Here is a 16176-nt window from a genome sequence, read left to right on the forward strand (position 1 = left end):
GGCGTTATTGGTCGAGCACGAGCTTGATGTCGAGCGGCGGTTCGTTGCGCGTCAGGTTCAGGCGCTTGACGCCCACGGCAGGCGCATCGGCATAGGCCAGATAGTCGATTGTCCAGCCGTCCTGTCTGATTTCCTTAGGACGACCATTATTCGATTCCGGGTCCAGCGTCGTCTCTGCGCGCGAACTCGGCGCGGCCGAAGGTTGCAGCCAGTACCGCAAGCCTTCGACCGGCAACGCGAAGCCGAGCGTGTTCTGCATCAGATCCGACACGTTCTCCGCATTGACCGGCTGACGATTCGGCAGCTCGAGCGTGGCAAGCGACGGCGACGATGTCACGATCGCCATTGTCTGCCCGAGCGGATTGCGCAACTGGAGCGTGACGGTGTCGCCCGTTTCCTGCCAGTCGAAGTTGCCGTAGGCGTTGCGCTGCACGCCGTTCTGATCGTTGTACTGAACCGCGAAGCGGCCGTGATAAGCACGGCTCGTTTGCGTCGACAGTGAAGTCGATGCAGCCGACGTATTCGGAACGCGCGGCTGCACCGCGCAGCCGGACAACACAAACGCGGCAGCCGCCGCGAAGCCGAGCGCGCTGCGGCGAACGAGGCGGCCGCGCGCGCCGGCGATGAAATCGAATGCCATCAAAGATCGTTTACCTGAAGTCGTTTGAGCGTTTTGACGAGCGTATCGTTATCGGGTTCGAGCTTCTGCGCCTGACGCCACGTCGCGCGCGCCTGATCCTGCTGCCCGGACTTCCACTGCACTTCGCCGAGGTGCGCGCCGATTTCCGCGTTCGGCTGAAGGTTATAAGCATTCTTGAGAATCTTCTCGGCCTCGGCCGAATTGCCCTGACGGAAGCGTGCCCAGCCGAGACTGTCCATGATGAACGCGTCGTTCGGCGCGAGCGCCACGGCCTTCTCGATCAATTGCACGGCTTCGTCGAGGCGCTGATTGCGATCGACCAGCGAATAGCCGAGCGCGTTGAACGCCTGCGGATTGGTCGGCTGCGTGCGCATCAGCGTGCGCAACTGCGTTTCCATCACGTCGAAGTGGCCGTTCTTTTCGGCGGCCATCGCGTAGTCGTAGACGAGGTCGGGATCATCGGGGAATGCGGCGACCGCCTTCGCGAGATTCTCCTCGGCTTCCTTGTAGCGGTGCGCCTCGAAAAGAATCGCCGAATCGGTGCGGGCGAGCAGCGCCAGATCGCGCGGATCCGAGCTTTGCAGGCTGCCGATCAGCACGCGCGCTTCATCCACCTTGCCTTGCTTCGCGAGCAATTGCGCGCGCGTGACCTGCGCGGGCAAATACTGCTGGCTCGTGCGCGGAATCTTGTCGAGCCACTGGCTCGCGGTCGCTTCGTCCTTCTGTTCCAGCGACAGTTGCGCGAGATAGATGTACGCCTGGCCCGGATCGCCGTTCGGCGAGTTTTCCGCCGCCTTCGCGTACTGGTTCAGATAGTCCTTCGCCTTGTCGAACTGCTTCTTCTGTATGTTGATGAGCGCGAGCGCCATCAACGGCGTCAGGTCTTTCGAATCGTTCTTGCGCATGATCTCGAACTGCTTCTGCGCGTCGTCGAGCCTGTCGGACGACAGATACAACTGGGCCAGCGCGAGCCGCGCGTCATGCGATTTCGGATTCTTGTCGAGATACTTTTCGAACGAAGCGATGCCCTCGGCGCGTTCCTGCGGCCCCATGCGGGCAAGCGTCAGCGCAGCGGGCAGATAGTCCGGACGAAGCTGAAGCGCCTTTTCGAGCGATGCCTTCGCGCCCGGCTGATCGTCCGCGAGCAATTGCTGACGCGCGAGCGCGAGCTGCGCTTCCGGGCGATCCTGATCGTTCGCGGTGAGGTCCTTCAGCACGTTCAGCCCGCCGACGCGGTTCGGCCCGCGCGCGAGCAAGCTCTGCAGCGAGAGAATCGCTTCGCCGCGCTGTTCCGGCGCAACCTTGGCGAGTTCGCGTTCGAGCGTCGGCTTCGCGTCGTCGGGCTTGCCTGACACGATCAAAAGCGAAGCGCTTAGCTGCGCCGCGCGTTCCGAATGCGGCGCGAACTGCTGCCAGAGTTGCGCGGACGTGAGCGCATCGTTCGGGCTTTGCGCGGCGATGGCGATTTCCGTCGCACGCTGGGCGAAGCGCGGATCGTGCGTGTCGCGGGCGAGCGAGAGATACGTCTGATAAGCGGGCGCGGGCTGGCCGCGCTGCAGCGCGACTTCCGCCGCCAGGACCTGGAACACGATCTGGCTGGACATCGCGACATTCGGCAGGTCTTGCTGCTCGGCGCCGCTCACCGGCGCGGTGATGGCGTCGGCGGCGGATGCGGCGGCGGAATCGTCGTCGGTCGGAACAGGCGTGGCGGCCGGCGCCTGCGCGTAGGCGGGCGCAAACGCGAGTGCGGCCATGGCAAGCGCCACGGCACCGGCAACGCGCGACATTGGCATGGCGAACGATTGCGTCAAGCCGGTCTGACGCTTCGTAAACAGCTTCATGACGAACGAGTTCATGGAAATCCAGACGATGTTTCGGTCGATTGTAACGCGGTGGCTAAAATACCGGCACACTCGCCCCAGCAAGTCTCTCTCCAGGAAAAATGCCAGAACTGCCGGAAGTGGAAGTCACCCGCAGGGGAATCGAACCCTACGTGGCGGGAAGGCGCGTCGAACATGTCGACGTGCGCACGCCGGCGCTGCGCTGGCCTATTCCGGCGCATCTCGCGAAGACGCTCGGGCATCTGAAAATCGACAGGGTCGAGCGGCGCGGCAAGTATTTGCTGTTCGAAACGGCGGAAGGGTGGCTTATCGTCCATCTCGGCATGACCGGCACGCTGCGCGTGTTGCGCAACGTGCCGCGCCCGCCGGATGCCGCGAAGCATGATCACGTCGATCTGATTTTCGACGACTTTATTCTTCGCTTTCGCGATCCGCGCCGCTTCGGGGCGATTCTCTGGCACCCGCGCGGCGACGGCGACGTGCTGAATCATCCGCTGCTCGCGAGTCTCGGCGTCGAGCCGTTCTCGCCGGAATTCTCGGGCGCGCTGCTGTTTCGTGCGACGCGCGGGCGCAAGGTGTCGGTGAAACAGGCGCTGCTCGCGGGCGATATCGTCGTGGGCGTCGGGAACATTTATGCGTCCGAGAGCCTCTTTCGCGCGGGCATCCGGCCGACGACCGCCGCCGGGCGCATCTCGCTCGTGCGTTATGACCTGCTCGCGGACGCGGTGCGCGCGACGCTCGCCGCGGCCATCGAAAAGGGCGGCAGCACGCTGCGCGATTTCGTCGGCAGCAACGGCGAGTCGGGTTACTTCCAGCTCGACTATTTCGTCTATGATCGCGCGGGTCTGCCGTGCCACGTCTGCGGGACGGCGATCAGGCAAATCGTTCAAGGACAGCGGTCGACGTACTTCTGTCCGCGCTGTCAACGCTAATCCCATGCTCGCACTCAAAGATTTCTCCAGCCGCCTGATCGCGTGGCAACGCATTCACGGCCGTCACGACCTGCCGTGGCAAAACACGCGCGACGCGTATCGCATCTGGCTTTCGGAAATCATGCTGCAGCAGACGCAGGTCTCGACGGTCATTCCGTACTACGCGCGCTTTCTGGAACGCTTTCCGACCGTGACGATGCTCGCCGACGCGCCCATCGACGATGTCATGGCGCTATGGGCCGGCCTCGGCTATTACTCGCGCGCGCGCAATCTGCATCGCTGCGCGCAGGCCGTCGCGTACGAGCATGGCGGCGCGTTTCCGCAGACCGTCGACGAACTCGCGGAACTGCCGGGCATCGGCCGGTCGACGGCGGCGGCGATCGCGTCGTTCGCATTCGGCGCGCGCGCCACGATTCTCGACGGCAACGTGAAGCGCGTGCTCGCGCGCGTGTTCGGCGTCGAGGGTTTTCCGGGCGAGAAGCGCGTGGAGAACGCGATGTGGACGCTGGCGGAATCGCTGTTGCCCGACGCCGCCGACAAGGCCGACGTCACCGCCTACACGCAAGGCCTGATGGACCTCGGCGCGACGCTCTGCGTGCGCGGCAAGCCGGATTGCGCGCGTTGTCCGTTCGCACCGGATTGCGTCGCGAATGTCGAAGGTCGGCAGCGCGAATTGCCGGCGGCGCGTCCGAAGAAAGCCGTGCCGACGCGCAAGACGTGGATGCTCGTGCTGAAGGACGGCGACTCGATCCTGCTCGAAAAACGGCCGCCGACGGGCATCTGGGGCGGCTTGTGGAGTCTGCCCGAAGCGCCCGACGAAGCGGCGCTGGCGGCGGTTGCGCACAACCTTGGCGGCGAAGCGCATCTGGAACGCCTCGCCCCTTTGTCGCACACGTTCACGCACTTCAAGCTGGAGATCGAACCTCGCCTGGGGCAGGCGCGCGGCGCGCCGCAGGAGGCGATGGATGCCGGCACCGTGTGGGCGCCGCTGTCGCGCATCGATTCGTTCGGCGTGCCCGCGCCCGTGCGCAAGCTGCTGGACGCGCTGACCGGCTCGCTGATTTGAGCGCTACAACAGCTGATGATGCTGCATGTAGTGATGCACCACGTCGATGCGCGCGCCGGCATCGAGCAGTTCCATCAGCTTCTGACGGGCGCGCATGGGAATCGGCAGGATTTCAGCGAGACGGTTGGAGACCCACGTCGGATCGTCGAACAGGAACGGCTCGACGAACGGAAGGTTCTGCGGCTCGCGCGCCTTGATCGTCTCGATGATGCGCTCCAGCACTTCCGCGCACGCGCCGAACTTCGCGAGCACTTCGGCGCCTTGCAGCGGCCGGTCTTCCCCGTATAACTCCGCCGTGCCGACCAGCAGATTGCTCGGCTCCACGCGATGCGAAAGCAGCCGGAAGCGCTCCGTGCCGCGCGCCTGCACGAGCAAGAGGCCGAAGGTATCGACATCGCATTCGGTGATTTCCGCGAGACAGCCGACGCTTTCGGGCACCGAAGGATCGCCCGGAGACGCGACTTCATGTCCGCTCTTCAGCAGGCACACGCCGAACGGCGTGCCTTCGCGCAGGCACGCTCGCGCCATGTCGAGATAGCGCGCCTCGAAAATCTTGAGCGGCAGCATGCCGCCGGGAAACAGCACGGTGTGAAGCGGGAACAGCGGCAGATCGGCTAGAACGGGATTCGAAGACATCGCGCCCCTCCAGGGGTGGATCGCCGGCGCGGCGATCAGGTTCGCGTGTGGGTCGCGCTGTCATCCACGGGGATGGGCGCATCACGATGCCGCACGATCACGTTTGCCTCTTCGCGAAAGCGCGCGGCGAGCGCCTCTGCGATGTACACCGAACGATGCTGCCCGCCCGTGCAGCCGATCGCGACCGTCAGATAGCTGCGGTTGTCGTCGCGAAAACGCGGCAACCATTTGCCGACGAACCCGCCGATATCGTCGATCATCTCGCCGACCAAGGGCTGCGCCGACAAATAATCGATGATCGGCTGATCGAGTCCGGTGAACGGGCGCAACTCGCGGTCGTAGTACGGATTCGGCAGCGTGCGCACGTCGAAGACGAGATCGGCGTCGAGCGGCACGCCGCGCTTGAATCCGAACGATTCGAACATCAGCGTGAGATCGGCGGCGTCCGTTTCGACGAAGCGCTTCACCCACGCGCGCAGCACGTTCGCGCGCAGGTTGCTGGTGTCGATCTGATGGCCGTATTCGGCGAGCCCCGCGACGAGTTCGCGTTCGCGCTCGATGGCTTCGCCCAGCGAATTCAGCACGCCGACGCTCGCGTCATGCACCGGCGGGCCGGACAGCGGATGGCGGCGGCGCGTTTCCGAAAAGCGTTGAATGAGGGACTGCGTGCTGGCGTTGAGGAACAGCACGCGCAGGTCGTAGGCGCGCGCGAGGCTGCCGATGATCGCGGGCACTTCGTCGAGCGAAAGGCTCGAACGGGCGTCGATCGCGACGGCGAGCCGTTGCTGTCCTTCGCTCGCGAGATAGGCGGCGAGTTCGGGCAAAAAGCGCGGAGGCAGGTTGTCGACGCAGTAGTAGCCGCCGTCTTCCAGCGCGTTGAGCGCCACGGACTTGCCGGAGCCGGAAATGCCGGTGATCAGGATGATACGCATGGGAATGTGCTCGTTCGCTTTATCTTAGCACCGGCATATGATCCGAATCGGGCGCGGGCCTCAGATCAATTTGCCGGGAAACTGGCTATCCGGGTCCTGCATCGCGAGCCGCTGGCGATCCATGAAATCCCGCAAGGTATCGATGCCGCGCAGCTGCAGGATCGTATTGCGCACGGCCGCTTCGACCAGCACCGCGAGGTTGCGGCCCGCCGCCACTTGAATGGTCACTTTGCTGATCGGCAGGCCGAGCACATCGACCGTCTGGCTTTCCAGCGGAAGCCGCTGGAATTCGCCGTCGGGGCGGCGCACGAGCTGCACGATCAGCTTGAGCTTCATCTTCCGGCGCACGGCGGTTTCGCCGAAGATCGTCTTGATGTCGAGCAGGCCGAGGCCGCGCACTTCCAGCAGATTCTGCAACAGCGGCGGACAGCGTCCTTCGACGAAGTCCGGGCCGAGGCGCACGAAATCCACGGCGTCGTCCGCAACGAGACCGTGGCCGCGGCTGATGAGTTCCAGGCCGAGTTCGCTCTTGCCGAGACCGGAATCGCCGGTGAGCAGCACACCCATGCCGAGAATGTCGATGAACACGCCGTGCAGCGTCGCGCGCGGCGCGAGAATGCGCGACATGTACGCGCGCAGGCTGTCGATGACCGCCGCCGCCGACATGCGCGTGGTGAAGAGCGGCGTCGACGATCGCGTGCAGCGAAGCACGAGCTCGGGCGGCGCGCCCACTTCGCCCGCGACGACGAGAAACGGCGGCTCGAGCGCGATCAGCTCGGCCATGTGACGCGAGCGGTCTTCGTCGGACTGGCGCTGGTAGTAGTTGATCTCGGCGTCGCCGAGCACCTGAATGCGGTTCGGGTGAATCAGGTTCAAATGGCCGACGAGATCGGCGCTGGATGTCGCGTTCGCGACCGTCTCGCTCGAAAAGCCCCGTTCCCAGCCTTCATGCCCCGTGAGCCAGCTGAGCTTCAGAGCGGCGGCGTTGTCGTCGAAAATGCTTTGGGCGTTGATGCTGGACGTATCCATGAGGCCGGAACTCCGTTGGAAGCCGGGAGCAGCCTTCGCGTGTCGGAGCGGTTTGCTTCGATTCGCCGCATGGCGCTGCTTTTGACCGATTGTGCCGCAGAAGCACCGCCTGCGCGAGACGACCGTTACGCCTCGAGCGGCGCGCGACGCGCCGGAAGGCGGTTTGCCGGGATCGATGCGGCGATTACGGTTGCCACTGCGTGAGGACTTGATAAAGCGCCTCACGGTTTTCTTCTTTGTTCAGACGCTCGCGCGCCTCGCTGTCGGAGAGCAGTTGCGCGATCTCCGAGAGAATTTCGAGATGCTGCTGCGTGGCCTGTTCGGGCACGAGCAGGAAGATCAGCAACGAGACGGGCTGACCGTCCGGCGATTCGAACGCGACCGGTTCGGCCAGGCGCACGAAGGCGGCGAGCGGCTGCTTCAGCCCCTTGATCCGGCCGTGCGGAATGGCGACGCCTTCGCCGAGGCCGGTCGAGCCGAGGCGTTCGCGAGCGAAGAGGTTGTCGGTAACGGTGCTGCGGGCGATGCCGTTCTGGTTCTCGAAAATCAGGCCCGCTTGCTCGAATACACGTTTCTTGCTGGTAACGGACAGTCCGAGAACGACGTTCTCGATGGGAAGAAATTTGGCTAAACGATTCATGTTGGCAGGCTGATGCGTGGCCTGATAGCTCCTCATCGTGGCTGCTGTCTGAAAGCGCTCACGGCGATGGTGAAACGGAAGATGCGCTTGCGGCGTTCCCTGCAGCGTTGCTGTTCGGCGACCCCATAATAACCGGGCCATTATAGAACAGGCCAAAGCGCGATGGTGCGGCGCGCCATGAGCGTGTCACTGCAATGAAATGTGCAGCACAAAGCACAAAGAATCAAGGCTTTGTGCCACGCCACCGTGAAAAGTGCAACAAAAAAGCCGCCGATTGGCGGCTTCCTTCGGGTGCCTGTCTGAGGCGGCATCGCCGGATTCGAGGAACTCTTCGAATCGAGCCGCCATTCAAGGCGCGCTCGCCGGTTTTGCGCTAGTCAGATTCGCACGGGTTTGTCTTCGTCAGCCTCAGGGCGACGGCGCTTCGGTCTGGTGAACCTCTTCGCGATACTTCACGGATTCGTGGGCGTGGCCCTGAATTTTGTCCTTGTGCCGGATGACCTGCCGATCCAGCTTGTCGACCATCAGGTCGATCGCCGCGTACATATCAGCGTCACAACTCTCGATGAAGATGTCCTTACCCTTCAGGTGAAGATTGATTTCCGCCTTGTTGCGCTTTTCCTTTTCCCTACTATGAGTGTCGACCGAGAGGACAACGTTGCCATCCATCACTTGATCGAAATGACGGAGGACCCTGTCCAGCTTCGTGATCACAAACTCGCGCAACGCAGGCGTCAATTCGAGGTGGTGTCCACTGATCTTCAGATTCATAGTTGCTCTCCAAGCTAATGGCCGTTGAACCACGGCGGCTTGCCCGATACCGGTCGGCGGGCGCCCGTTCCGTGTGCTTGTCTGAAGAAGCGCAAGGAGCGGGCCGCGCGGCCGGCTCGTACTCGCTCGCGCGATACGGCCGGTAAAAATCCGCCACGACATGCGGCGGATCACAGAGACGGGATCAAAGAGACTTGCGCAGATTCACTGCGGGGATTCGCAGCGCTTCGCGGTATTTGGCAACGGTGCGCCGCGCAACCACGAAACCCTGTTCCGCCAGCAGTTCGGCGATGCGGCTGTCTGAAAGAGGAGTTTTGGGATCTTCCGCTCCTATCAGTTGCTTGATGAGGGCACGGATCGCCGTGGACGACGCCGCGCCTCCTGTGTCGGTTGAAACGTGCGATCCAAAGAAGTACTTAAATTCAAGCGTCCCGAAGGGAGTGAGCATGTACTTCCCGGTCGTCACACGCGAAACCGTCGATTCGTGCAAGCCCAGCGTATCAGCAATCTCCCTCAAAACCAAGGGGCGCATGGCGATTTCGCCATGTGCGAAAAAGTTCTTCTGACGCTCCACGATTGCTTGCGCCACGCGAAGAATCGTCTCGAAACGTTGCTGAATATTCTTGATCAGCCAGCGCGCTTCCTGGAGCTGTTGACGCAGCGAACCGCTGCCCGGATCGCCGCGATTGTTGCGCAAGATGTTCGCGTACAAATGGTTGATCCGAAGCTTCGGCACGATTTCCGGATTCAACTCCGCCGTCCATCCGCCCGTGGTCTTGCGCACGAGGATATCCGGCACCACGTAATCCGCTTCGCTCTTGCCGTACGCGGCGCCCGGAAACGGCTCCAGCGACTTGATCAGCGAATGCGCGTCCCGCAGCGCGTCGTCGCTGGCCTTCAACTGCTTGCGCAGACGCGTGAAGTCGCGCGCGGCGAGCAGTTCCAGATGATTCGTGACGATTTCCAGCGCCAGCGTGCGCGTGGGTGAGGCATCGAGCCGCAGCAACTGCAGCTTCAGGCATTCCGACGCCGATCGCCCGCCCACGCCCGGCGGGTCGAAGCTCTGCAGCAAGGCGAGTGCCGCGCTGAGTTCGTCGACATCGACTTCGAGCTCGTCCGGCAAATCCGCCTGGATTTCATCGAGCGACGCGGTCAGATACCCATCTTCGTCGAGCGATTCGATCAGAAACGTGATGAGCGCGCGATCACGCTGATTCGCCTGCGTCATGCGAAGTTGCGCGGTCAGGTGATCGCGCAGCGTGGTCGTGGATTCGTGGATTTGCAGCGGCGGGAGATCGTCGTCGTCGGAGGCGTTGTTCGAGCGGCCGTAGTCTTCGAGATTCCACGAGCTGGAATCCGCGCCGCCGTCCGAACTCATGCCGTTGTATTCGTCGACGCCCTGCGGCTCGCTGTTCTCCGAACGCTCGGAGCTCGACGAACTCGAACTGGAGCCGTTGCTCATCATCGGCTCGGGCGCGGCGTTGCCCGAAGCGGGGGAAGTGATGAGCGAACCGTCCGCGGCGACGCGCAGCGGACTCGCGATCCAGTCGTCTTCGTTCTCGAGCAGCGGATTTTGCGCGACGGCCATTGCCACTTCCTGCTGCAATTCGAGCGTCGACAACTGCAGCAGCCGGATGGACTGTTGCAGTTGCGGGGTCAGCGCAAGATGCTGCGATAGGCGGAGTTGGAGGCTGGCTTTCATGGCAAAGTTTTATTCATTGTAGAGAGTTTGCCACGCGCGCGAAACCTCGCAGCGAATCCAAAAAAGCGCGTGCCGCCTCGAAGGGCGGCACGTAAGTTTTGCTGTTTTCCTTCGATGCGACGCGGTAATCGGTCGCTAGTTCGCATCGTTCAGGCGGGTGTCACATGCGGAAGTGTTCGCCGAGATAGACGCGCCGGACGCTTTCGTTCTCGATGATTTCGTTGGGCGCGCCGGCCGCGAGCACGCTGCCGTCGCTGATGATGTAAGCGTGGTCGCAGATGCCGAGCGTCTCGCGCACGTTGTGATCCGTGATCAGCACGCCGATGTTGCGCTGCTTCAGAAACTTCACGATCTTCTGAATTTCCAGCACGGCGATCGGATCGACGCCCGCGAACGGCTCGTCGAGCAGAATGAAGCTCGGATTCGTCGCGAGCGCGCGCGCGATTTCCACGCGCCGCCGCTCGCCGCCCGACAGCGAAAGCGCCGGATTTTCACGCAGATGCGCAATCTGGAGTTCGTCGAGCAATGCTTCCGCACGCTCGGCGATGACGTCCTTCGACAGCCGCTTGCCCGCCGCGTCCGTCTGCAATTCGAGCACCGCGCGGATGTTCTGCTCGACGGTCAGCTTCCTGAACACGGACGCTTCCTGCGGCAGATACGACAAACCGAGGTGCGCGCGTTGATGGATAGGCAGCAGGCTGATGGACTTGCCGTCGAGATCGATTTCGCCGGCATCGAGCGGCACGAGGCCGACGATCATATAGAACGATGTCGTCTTGCCCGCGCCGTTCGGGCCGAGCAGACCGACGACTTCGCCGCTTTTCACGTCGAGCGACACGTCCTTGACCACCGTGCGCGAGCCGTAACGCTTCTTCAGATTGCGGACGACGAGCGAGCTCGACTTGCCGTCCGGCTTGGCTTGAGGCGTGGCGGAGGCGTTCACTGCTGCGGCGTTCCTTGAATGGTGTTCGACGGTGCGAGGGTGGCGGGCGACCCGTTCAGCGGCGCGGCGCCGCCCGAGCGCGGCGCGAGCATCGCGCGCACGCGGCCGGACGGATTGCCGGGGCTCGCGACGTCCTTGCCCGCCGATGCGGTGTAGAAGTCCTTCTGGCCGTCATACGTGATGACGCTGCCGCGCACTTCGTCCTGAACCGTGGTCAGCCCCTGCAGGCGGCGCACGACCGCGCGCGTCGTGAGCTTCGTGAAATCGTTCTTGCCGTCGTAGTCGATACGCACGGCGTTGCCTTCGATGTACTCGTTGACGTTGTCGCGCTTCTGGCGGAAATACGAAAGCGTGTTGCCGGTCGACGTGCCCGTCGCGTACTGATAGCCCTGCGGATCTTGCGTCACTTCGACGCGATCGGCCTTGATGATGATCGTGCCTTTCGTCGCGACGACGTGGCCGGTGAAGACGTTCTTCTGGTTGAGATCGTCGTAGGACATGTTGTCCGCTTCGATGTTGAGCGGCTTGTCGCGGTCGGCCTTTTCGGCGTGGGCGGCGGGCGCGAAGCCCGCGAGGGGCAGCGCGACGAACGCGGCGACGGCGGCGGACAGCGCGGCTCGCATCACCCGCTTGGCGCGGTCAGCGCGATGCGCGAGCGTTGCGCGCACGGGGCCGCCATCGGGACGAGGGAAGCTTTGATTCATGCAGTCACAGTTCGGATGGATTGCCCGGGATCGCGTTACTTAGAAGCGCCGCCGTTGATATCCGAGGCGGCGATGGCGCCGCGCACGTTACCGAAGAGCTTCATTTCCCGGGTGACGTTGTTGTAGTTCATGCCGTTGGCGGTGATCACCGACGGACCGCGCTGAAGTTTAACCGGCTTTTCCGTTTCGATGACATCGTCGTTCACCAGCACGCGAAAATGCTGCGAATCCGCCTGCATCTGCGGATCGCCGAAACCGGCGGCGCGGAGAATGCGCGCATTGTCATACAGATCGACGATGGATACGTCGCCGTTCACCGTGCCGCGCTCGGCGGTGGCCGTCACGGTCGGCTTCTGCGGCTGGAACATGCGCATGGCCGGCAGCGTCAGGTCGCTGTTTTCGTCGTCCTCGTAATGGAGCATCGATTTCGCCGTCAGGCGATATTGCGTGGTGCCGGTCGTATCGAGTTCGGAGACGGAAAAGTTGTCCGCGAAATAGTCGGGCGTATGGCGCTTCGGCTGCTCCGGCGCCTCGGGCGCGGAAGGCAGCGTTGCCTGCAGCAGCCAGTAGGTGATGCCCGCGAGCGCCGCCATCGCGAGAAGCGGCACGAGCGAGGTCAGGCGTCGGGTCTGCGGCATCGCGTCAGGCTCCGAGCGCGGCGGCGAGCGCCGCGTCGTAGCGGCCTTGCGCGCGCAGGATGGCGTCGCAGACTTCGCGCACCGCGCCGTGTCCGCCGCGCGCCGCCGCGACGAAATGCACGCGCTGGATGACTTCGCCATGCGCGTTCGCTGGCGCCGCCGCGAAGCCGCAGCGGCTCATCACGGCGAGGTCGGGCCAGTCGTCGCCCATGTAGCCGGCTTCGGCTGCCGAAATGCCGGTCTTCGCGAGCAGTTCCTCCAGCGCGACCGTCTTGTCTTCGACGCCCTGATACAGATGCGTGATGCCCAGTTCCTTCGCGCGCGCCGCGACGATGCCCGACTGCCGCCCGGTGATGATCGCCGTCTGCACGCCGATGCGCTCCAGTTGCTTGAGGCCGTAGCCGTCGAGCGAATTGAACGACTTCATCGTGTCGCCGTCGGCGGTGAAATACAGGCTGCCGTCGGTGAAGACGCCGTCGATATCGAACGCCATGAGCCTGATGCGGCTCGCGCGCTCGGTGCCGGGGGAAGGCTTCTGCGTCATCAAATTACCTTCTTGGAGAAGAGGTCGTGCATGTTCAGTGCGCCGATCAGCGTCGCGTTCGCGTCGACGACCAGCATCTGATTGATGCGATAACGCTCCATCAGTTCCACGGCCTCGACGGCGAGATGATCGGGGCCGATCGTGCGCGGATTGCGCGTCATCACGTCGGCGAGCTTGAGCGAACGGAAGTCGCCGTCGCGTTGCAGGATGCGGCGCAGGTCGCCATCGGTGAAAATGCCTTCGACATGACGATTCTCGTTGACCACGGCCGTCATGCCCATGCGCTTGTCGGTGATCTGGAAGAGCGCATCCGATACGGTTGCTTCCAGCGGCACGACGGGCACTTCGTCGCCGACGCGCATCACGTCGCGCACGTAGGTCAGAAGCCGCCGGCCGAGCGCGCCGCCCGGATGCGAGCGCGCGAAGTCGTCGGGGCCGAAGCCGCGTGCGTCGAGCACGGCGACCGCGAGCGCGTCGCCGAGCGCCATCGCGGCGGTCGTGCTGGCCGTGGGCGCGAGATTCAGCGGGCACGCTTCCTTTTCGACGCGCGCGTTGAGATGCATGTCCGCCAGTTGCGCGAGGCTCGATTCCGGCCGTCCCGTAATGGCGATGAGTTTCGCGCCGAGGCGCTTGATGAGCGGCAAAATGGCGACGAGCTCTTCGGTTTCGCCCGAATTGGAGAGCGCGATGAAGATGTCGTCGGCGGTGACCATGCCGAGGTCGCCGTGGCTCGCTTCGGCCGGATGCACGAAGAACGCGGGCGTGCCCGTGCTGGCGAGCGTCGCGGCGAACTTGCGCGCGACGTGCCCCGACTTGCCGATGCCGGACACGACCACGCGTCCGCGGCAGCCGAGCAGCACTTCGACTGCGTTCGTGAAATGGTGGTCGAGAAGGTCTGAAAGCCCGCGAACAGCGTCGGCTTCGATCTGGATTACGTTGCGAGCCAGCGCCAGTGCCCGGTCGCCATTGATTTTCGCTATCATTCGCGGAGTATACCAAAGGCGTTTCTTCGCCGCGCCGCACGGAGCGTGGCGCGCGGCCTTCTCTCCGCCCCCCGCAACCCCTGGCGACAGGGGCTTTTCAAGACGCCGATCGCGCGACGAGCGCGTTTCGGAAAACTGACGAACGAGGACGCTGGACGGATGACCTCTCCGCTGGAATTGACGCTGCTGTTGCTGCTGTGTTCGGTGGCAGGCGTCGTGATATTTCGCTTCTTCAACCTGCCGCCCATGCTCGGCTATCTGGCGGTTGGCATCATCGTAGGTCCGCACGCCGCCGGTATCGCGCCCGATGCCGAGCAGGCCCAGCATCTCGCCGAATTCGGCGTGGTGTTCCTGATGTTCTCCATCGGTCTCGAATTCTCGCTCGCCAAGTTGCGGTCGATGCGGCGCATCGTCTTCGGCCTCGGCGCGAGCCAGGTCGGCGCGACCATCGTGCTCGCGCTGCTGTTCGGCTGGATCGCGCATTTCTGGATGCCGATGTCCTGGCAGGCGAGCTTCGCGCTCGGCGGCGCGCTGTCCATGTCGTCGACGGCGATCGTCAGCAAGCTGCTCGCCGAGCGGCTGGAACTGGAATCGGAGCACGGCCGAAACATCTTCGGCGTGCTGCTGTTCCAGGATCTCGCGGTGGTGCCGCTGCTCATCATCATCGCGGCGTTCGCCAACGGCAATTCGTCGCAGCTCGCGATGTGGCTCGGCATCGCGGCGGTGAAGATCGTCGTCGCGTTGACGGTGCTGCTCTTCATCGGCCAGAAGTTCATGACGCGCTGGTTCGATCTCGTTGCGCGCCGCCGCTCGCAAGAGCTTTTCATGCTCAACCTGCTGCTGGTCACGCTCGGCGCGGCGTACATCACCGACAAGTTCGGGCTGTCGCTCGCACTCGGCGCGTTCATCGCCGGGATGCTGATCGCGGAAACGCCGTATCGGCATCAGGTGGAAGAGGACATCAAGCCGTTCCGCGACGTGCTGCTCGGCCTCTTTTTCGTGACGACCGGCATGCTGCTGAATCCGCGCGTGATCTGGGAGCATCCGTTCCTCGTACTCGCGTTCTTCGTCGTGCCGATTCTGCTGAAAGCGGTCATCGTGACCGGACTCGCGCGCGCGTTCGGCTCGCCGCCGGGCGTCGCAATGCGCACGGGCTTGGGCCTCGCGCAGGCGGGCGAGTTCGGCTTCGTGCTCTTGAACCTGATTCTGGACTCGCATCTCGTCGATCCGACCATTCTCCAGGCGCTGCTTTCCGCGATGCTGCTTTCGATGCTCGCCGCGCCGTTCATCATTCAGAACGCGGATCGGATCGTGCTGCGGTTGTCGTCGACGGAATGGATGCTGCAATCGCTGCAAATGACGAAGATCGCGACGCAAAGCCTGAAGCAAAGCGGCCACGTGATTATCTGCGGTTACGGGCGCGCCGGGCAGAACCTCGCGCGGATGCTTGAGCAGGAAGGCATTTCGTACGTGGCGCTCGACCTGGACCCGGATCGCGTCGCGGCGGCGGCGGCGGCGGGCGAATCGGTCGTATTCGGCGATGCCGGGCGGCGCGAGTCGCTGCTCGCGGCGGGCCTGAATCGCGCGGCGACGGTCGCGATCACGTACGCGAACACGCCGTCCGCGATGCGCGTGCTGCACAACATCCACGAACTGGCGCCGACGCTGCCCGTGATCGTGCGCACCGTCGACGACGCCGATCTCGAAAAGCTGACGGCGGCGGGCGCGACGGAAGTGATTCCGGAGATCGTCGAAGGCAGCCTGATGCTCGCGTCTCACACGCTCGTGCTGATGGGCGTGCCGATGCGCCGCGTGGTGCGCCGTGTCGAGGAAATGCGCGACGCGCGTTACAGCCTGCTGCGCGGCTACTTCCACGGCGCCGACGACGTCGACGACGACGATGGCCACGAGCAGGTGCGGCTACAATCCGTACCCATCGACGAAAAATCGGACGCCGTCGGCCACTCGCTCGACGATCTCGGGCTCGTCGGCAATGGTGTCGAGGTGACCGCGATCCGGCGTCACGGCATCCGGGGCGTCGAACCCGACCCCGAAACGAAGTTGCGCGCACACGATATCGTCGTGCTGCGCGGGCTGCCCGAAGTGCTGGCGCTTGCCGAGGAACGGCTCTCGCGCAACCGGCGGGCGGCGTAATCACCACTTGATCCAGGCGGC

The 16176-nt window shown here is 63.9% G+C and carries 16 protein-coding genes; 3 read left to right on the forward strand and 13 right to left on the reverse strand.

Features of this window, described 5'->3' with window-relative positions:
- Positions 1 to 4 precede the first annotated feature (4 nt).
- Together lolB and AWB72_RS02475 are read right to left on the reverse strand one after the other, a co-directional pair.
- Entirely contained in the window at positions 5 to 640 is a 636-nt protein-coding gene (gene lolB / locus AWB72_RS02470; protein ID WP_040053046.1) for a lipoprotein insertase outer membrane protein LolB, read from the reverse strand.
- On the reverse strand, positions 640 to 2496 hold the full coding sequence (locus AWB72_RS02475) for a tetratricopeptide repeat protein (RefSeq protein WP_040053045.1): 1857 nt from the start codon (positions 2494 to 2496) through the stop codon (positions 640 to 642). The genes lolB and AWB72_RS02475 overlap by 1 nt, the downstream gene beginning before the upstream one ends.
- An 86-nt stretch (positions 2497 to 2582) precedes the next feature.
- Here AWB72_RS02475 and mutM point away from each other — a divergent pair, with 86 nt between their 5' ends.
- Positions 2583 to 3413: a bifunctional DNA-formamidopyrimidine glycosylase/DNA-(apurinic or apyrimidinic site) lyase gene (mutM, locus tag AWB72_RS02480; RefSeq protein ID WP_040053044.1), complete on the forward strand. Its 831-nt coding sequence runs from the start codon at positions 2583 to 2585 to the stop codon at positions 3411 to 3413.
- Between the two features lie 4 nt (positions 3414 to 3417).
- Complete coding sequence (gene mutY, locus AWB72_RS02485) at positions 3418 to 4479, forward strand: A/G-specific adenine glycosylase (RefSeq protein ID WP_040053043.1); 1062 nt, start codon at positions 3418 to 3420, stop codon at positions 4477 to 4479.
- A 3-nt stretch (positions 4480 to 4482) separates the two neighbouring features.
- Here mutY and AWB72_RS02490 read toward each other — a convergent pair whose 3' ends face one another.
- The 11 genes from AWB72_RS02490 to kdsD all read right to left on the reverse strand — a co-directional run bounded on the left by AWB72_RS02490 (position 4483) and on the right by kdsD (position 14001).
- Positions 4483 to 5115: an LON peptidase substrate-binding domain-containing protein gene (locus tag AWB72_RS02490; RefSeq protein ID WP_040053042.1), complete on the reverse strand. Its 633-nt coding sequence runs from the start codon at positions 5113 to 5115 to the stop codon at positions 4483 to 4485.
- A 35-nt stretch (positions 5116 to 5150) separates the two neighbouring features.
- Positions 5151 to 6047, reverse strand: a complete 897-nt coding sequence (rapZ, locus tag AWB72_RS02495; protein ID WP_040053041.1) for an RNase adapter RapZ — start codon at positions 6045 to 6047, stop codon at positions 5151 to 5153.
- Positions 6048 to 6107: 60 nt separating this feature from the next.
- Positions 6108 to 7076 (reverse strand): HPr(Ser) kinase/phosphatase, encoded by a 969-nt coding sequence (hprK, locus tag AWB72_RS02500; protein WP_008351692.1) that lies wholly within the window; start codon positions 7074 to 7076, stop codon positions 6108 to 6110.
- A 184-nt stretch (positions 7077 to 7260) separates the two neighbouring features.
- Entirely contained in the window at positions 7261 to 7716 is a 456-nt protein-coding gene (gene ptsN / locus AWB72_RS02505; protein WP_040053256.1) for a PTS IIA-like nitrogen regulatory protein PtsN, read from the reverse strand.
- 408 nt (positions 7717 to 8124) lie between these two features.
- Complete coding sequence (hpf, locus tag AWB72_RS02510; protein WP_040053040.1) at positions 8125 to 8487, reverse strand: ribosome hibernation-promoting factor, HPF/YfiA family; 363 nt, start codon at positions 8485 to 8487, stop codon at positions 8125 to 8127.
- Between the two features lie 184 nt (positions 8488 to 8671).
- Positions 8672 to 10189, reverse strand: a complete 1518-nt coding sequence (locus AWB72_RS02515; RefSeq protein ID WP_040053039.1) for an RNA polymerase factor sigma-54 — start codon at positions 10187 to 10189, stop codon at positions 8672 to 8674.
- Between the two features lie 160 nt (positions 10190 to 10349).
- Positions 10350 to 11132 carry an LPS export ABC transporter ATP-binding protein gene (gene lptB, locus AWB72_RS02520; RefSeq protein WP_040053038.1) on the reverse strand — a complete coding sequence of 261 codons (783 nt, stop codon included), beginning with the start codon at positions 11130 to 11132 and terminating at the stop codon, positions 10350 to 10352.
- Positions 11129 to 11836, reverse strand: a complete 708-nt coding sequence (gene lptA / locus AWB72_RS02525; RefSeq protein WP_040053037.1) for a lipopolysaccharide transport periplasmic protein LptA — start codon at positions 11834 to 11836, stop codon at positions 11129 to 11131. The genes lptB and lptA overlap by 4 nt, the downstream gene beginning before the upstream one ends.
- Positions 11837 to 11871: 35 nt before the next feature.
- Positions 11872 to 12474, reverse strand: coding sequence for an LPS export ABC transporter periplasmic protein LptC (gene lptC, locus AWB72_RS02530; protein WP_040053036.1), 603 nt, complete (start codon positions 12472 to 12474; stop codon positions 11872 to 11874).
- 4 nt (positions 12475 to 12478) lie between these two features.
- Positions 12479 to 13018: a KdsC family phosphatase gene (locus AWB72_RS02535; RefSeq protein WP_040053035.1), complete on the reverse strand. Its 540-nt coding sequence runs from the start codon at positions 13016 to 13018 to the stop codon at positions 12479 to 12481.
- Complete coding sequence (kdsD, locus tag AWB72_RS02540; RefSeq protein WP_040053034.1) at positions 13018 to 14001, reverse strand: arabinose 5-phosphate isomerase KdsD; 984 nt, start codon at positions 13999 to 14001, stop codon at positions 13018 to 13020. Before kdsD ends, AWB72_RS02535 begins: the two co-directional genes overlap by 1 nt.
- A gap of 159 nt (positions 14002 to 14160) precedes the next feature.
- Between kdsD and AWB72_RS02545 the strand changes: the two genes are divergently transcribed.
- On the forward strand, positions 14161 to 16155 hold the full coding sequence (locus tag AWB72_RS02545) for a monovalent cation:proton antiporter family protein (protein ID WP_040053033.1): 1995 nt from the start codon (positions 14161 to 14163) through the stop codon (positions 16153 to 16155).
- Positions 16156 to 16176 lie beyond the last annotated feature (21 nt).

It is taken from the genome of Caballeronia concitans, assembly GCF_001544615.1.
GTDB classification, from domain to species: Bacteria; Pseudomonadota; Gammaproteobacteria; order Burkholderiales; family Burkholderiaceae; genus Caballeronia; species Caballeronia concitans.

Coding starts and splice junctions, on each gene's coding strand:
- mutY (WP_040053043.1), top strand. CDS start 3,418: ATGCTCGCACTCAAAGATTTCTCCAGCCGCCTGATCGCGTGGCAACGC.
- lolB (WP_040053046.1), bottom strand. CDS start 640: ATGGCATTCGATTTCATCGCCGGCGCGCGCGGCCGCCTCGTTCGCCGC.
- hprK (WP_008351692.1), bottom strand. CDS start 7,076: ATGGATACGTCCAGCATCAACGCCCAAAGCATTTTCGACGACAACGCC.
- AWB72_RS02475 (WP_040053045.1), bottom strand. CDS start 2,496: ATGAACTCGTTCGTCATGAAGCTGTTTACGAAGCGTCAGACCGGCTTG.
- hpf (WP_040053040.1), bottom strand. CDS start 8,487: ATGAATCTGAAGATCAGTGGACACCACCTCGAATTGACGCCTGCGTTG.
- AWB72_RS02490 (WP_040053042.1), bottom strand. CDS start 5,115: ATGTCTTCGAATCCCGTTCTAGCCGATCTGCCGCTGTTCCCGCTTCAC.
- AWB72_RS02535 (WP_040053035.1), bottom strand. CDS start 13,018: ATGACGCAGAAGCCTTCCCCCGGCACCGAGCGCGCGAGCCGCATCAGG.
- rapZ (WP_040053041.1), bottom strand. CDS start 6,047: ATGCGTATCATCCTGATCACCGGCATTTCCGGCTCCGGCAAGTCCGTG.
- mutM (WP_040053044.1), top strand. CDS start 2,583: ATGCCAGAACTGCCGGAAGTGGAAGTCACCCGCAGGGGAATCGAACCC.
- ptsN (WP_040053256.1), bottom strand. CDS start 7,716: ATGAATCGTTTAGCCAAATTTCTTCCCATCGAGAACGTCGTTCTCGGA.
- AWB72_RS02545 (WP_040053033.1), top strand. CDS start 14,161: ATGACCTCTCCGCTGGAATTGACGCTGCTGTTGCTGCTGTGTTCGGTG.
- lptA (WP_040053037.1), bottom strand. CDS start 11,836: ATGAATCAAAGCTTCCCTCGTCCCGATGGCGGCCCCGTGCGCGCAACG.
- kdsD (WP_040053034.1), bottom strand. CDS start 14,001: ATGATAGCGAAAATCAATGGCGACCGGGCACTGGCGCTGGCTCGCAAC.
- AWB72_RS02515 (WP_040053039.1), bottom strand. CDS start 10,189: ATGAAAGCCAGCCTCCAACTCCGCCTATCGCAGCATCTTGCGCTGACC.
- lptC (WP_040053036.1), bottom strand. CDS start 12,474: ATGCCGCAGACCCGACGCCTGACCTCGCTCGTGCCGCTTCTCGCGATG.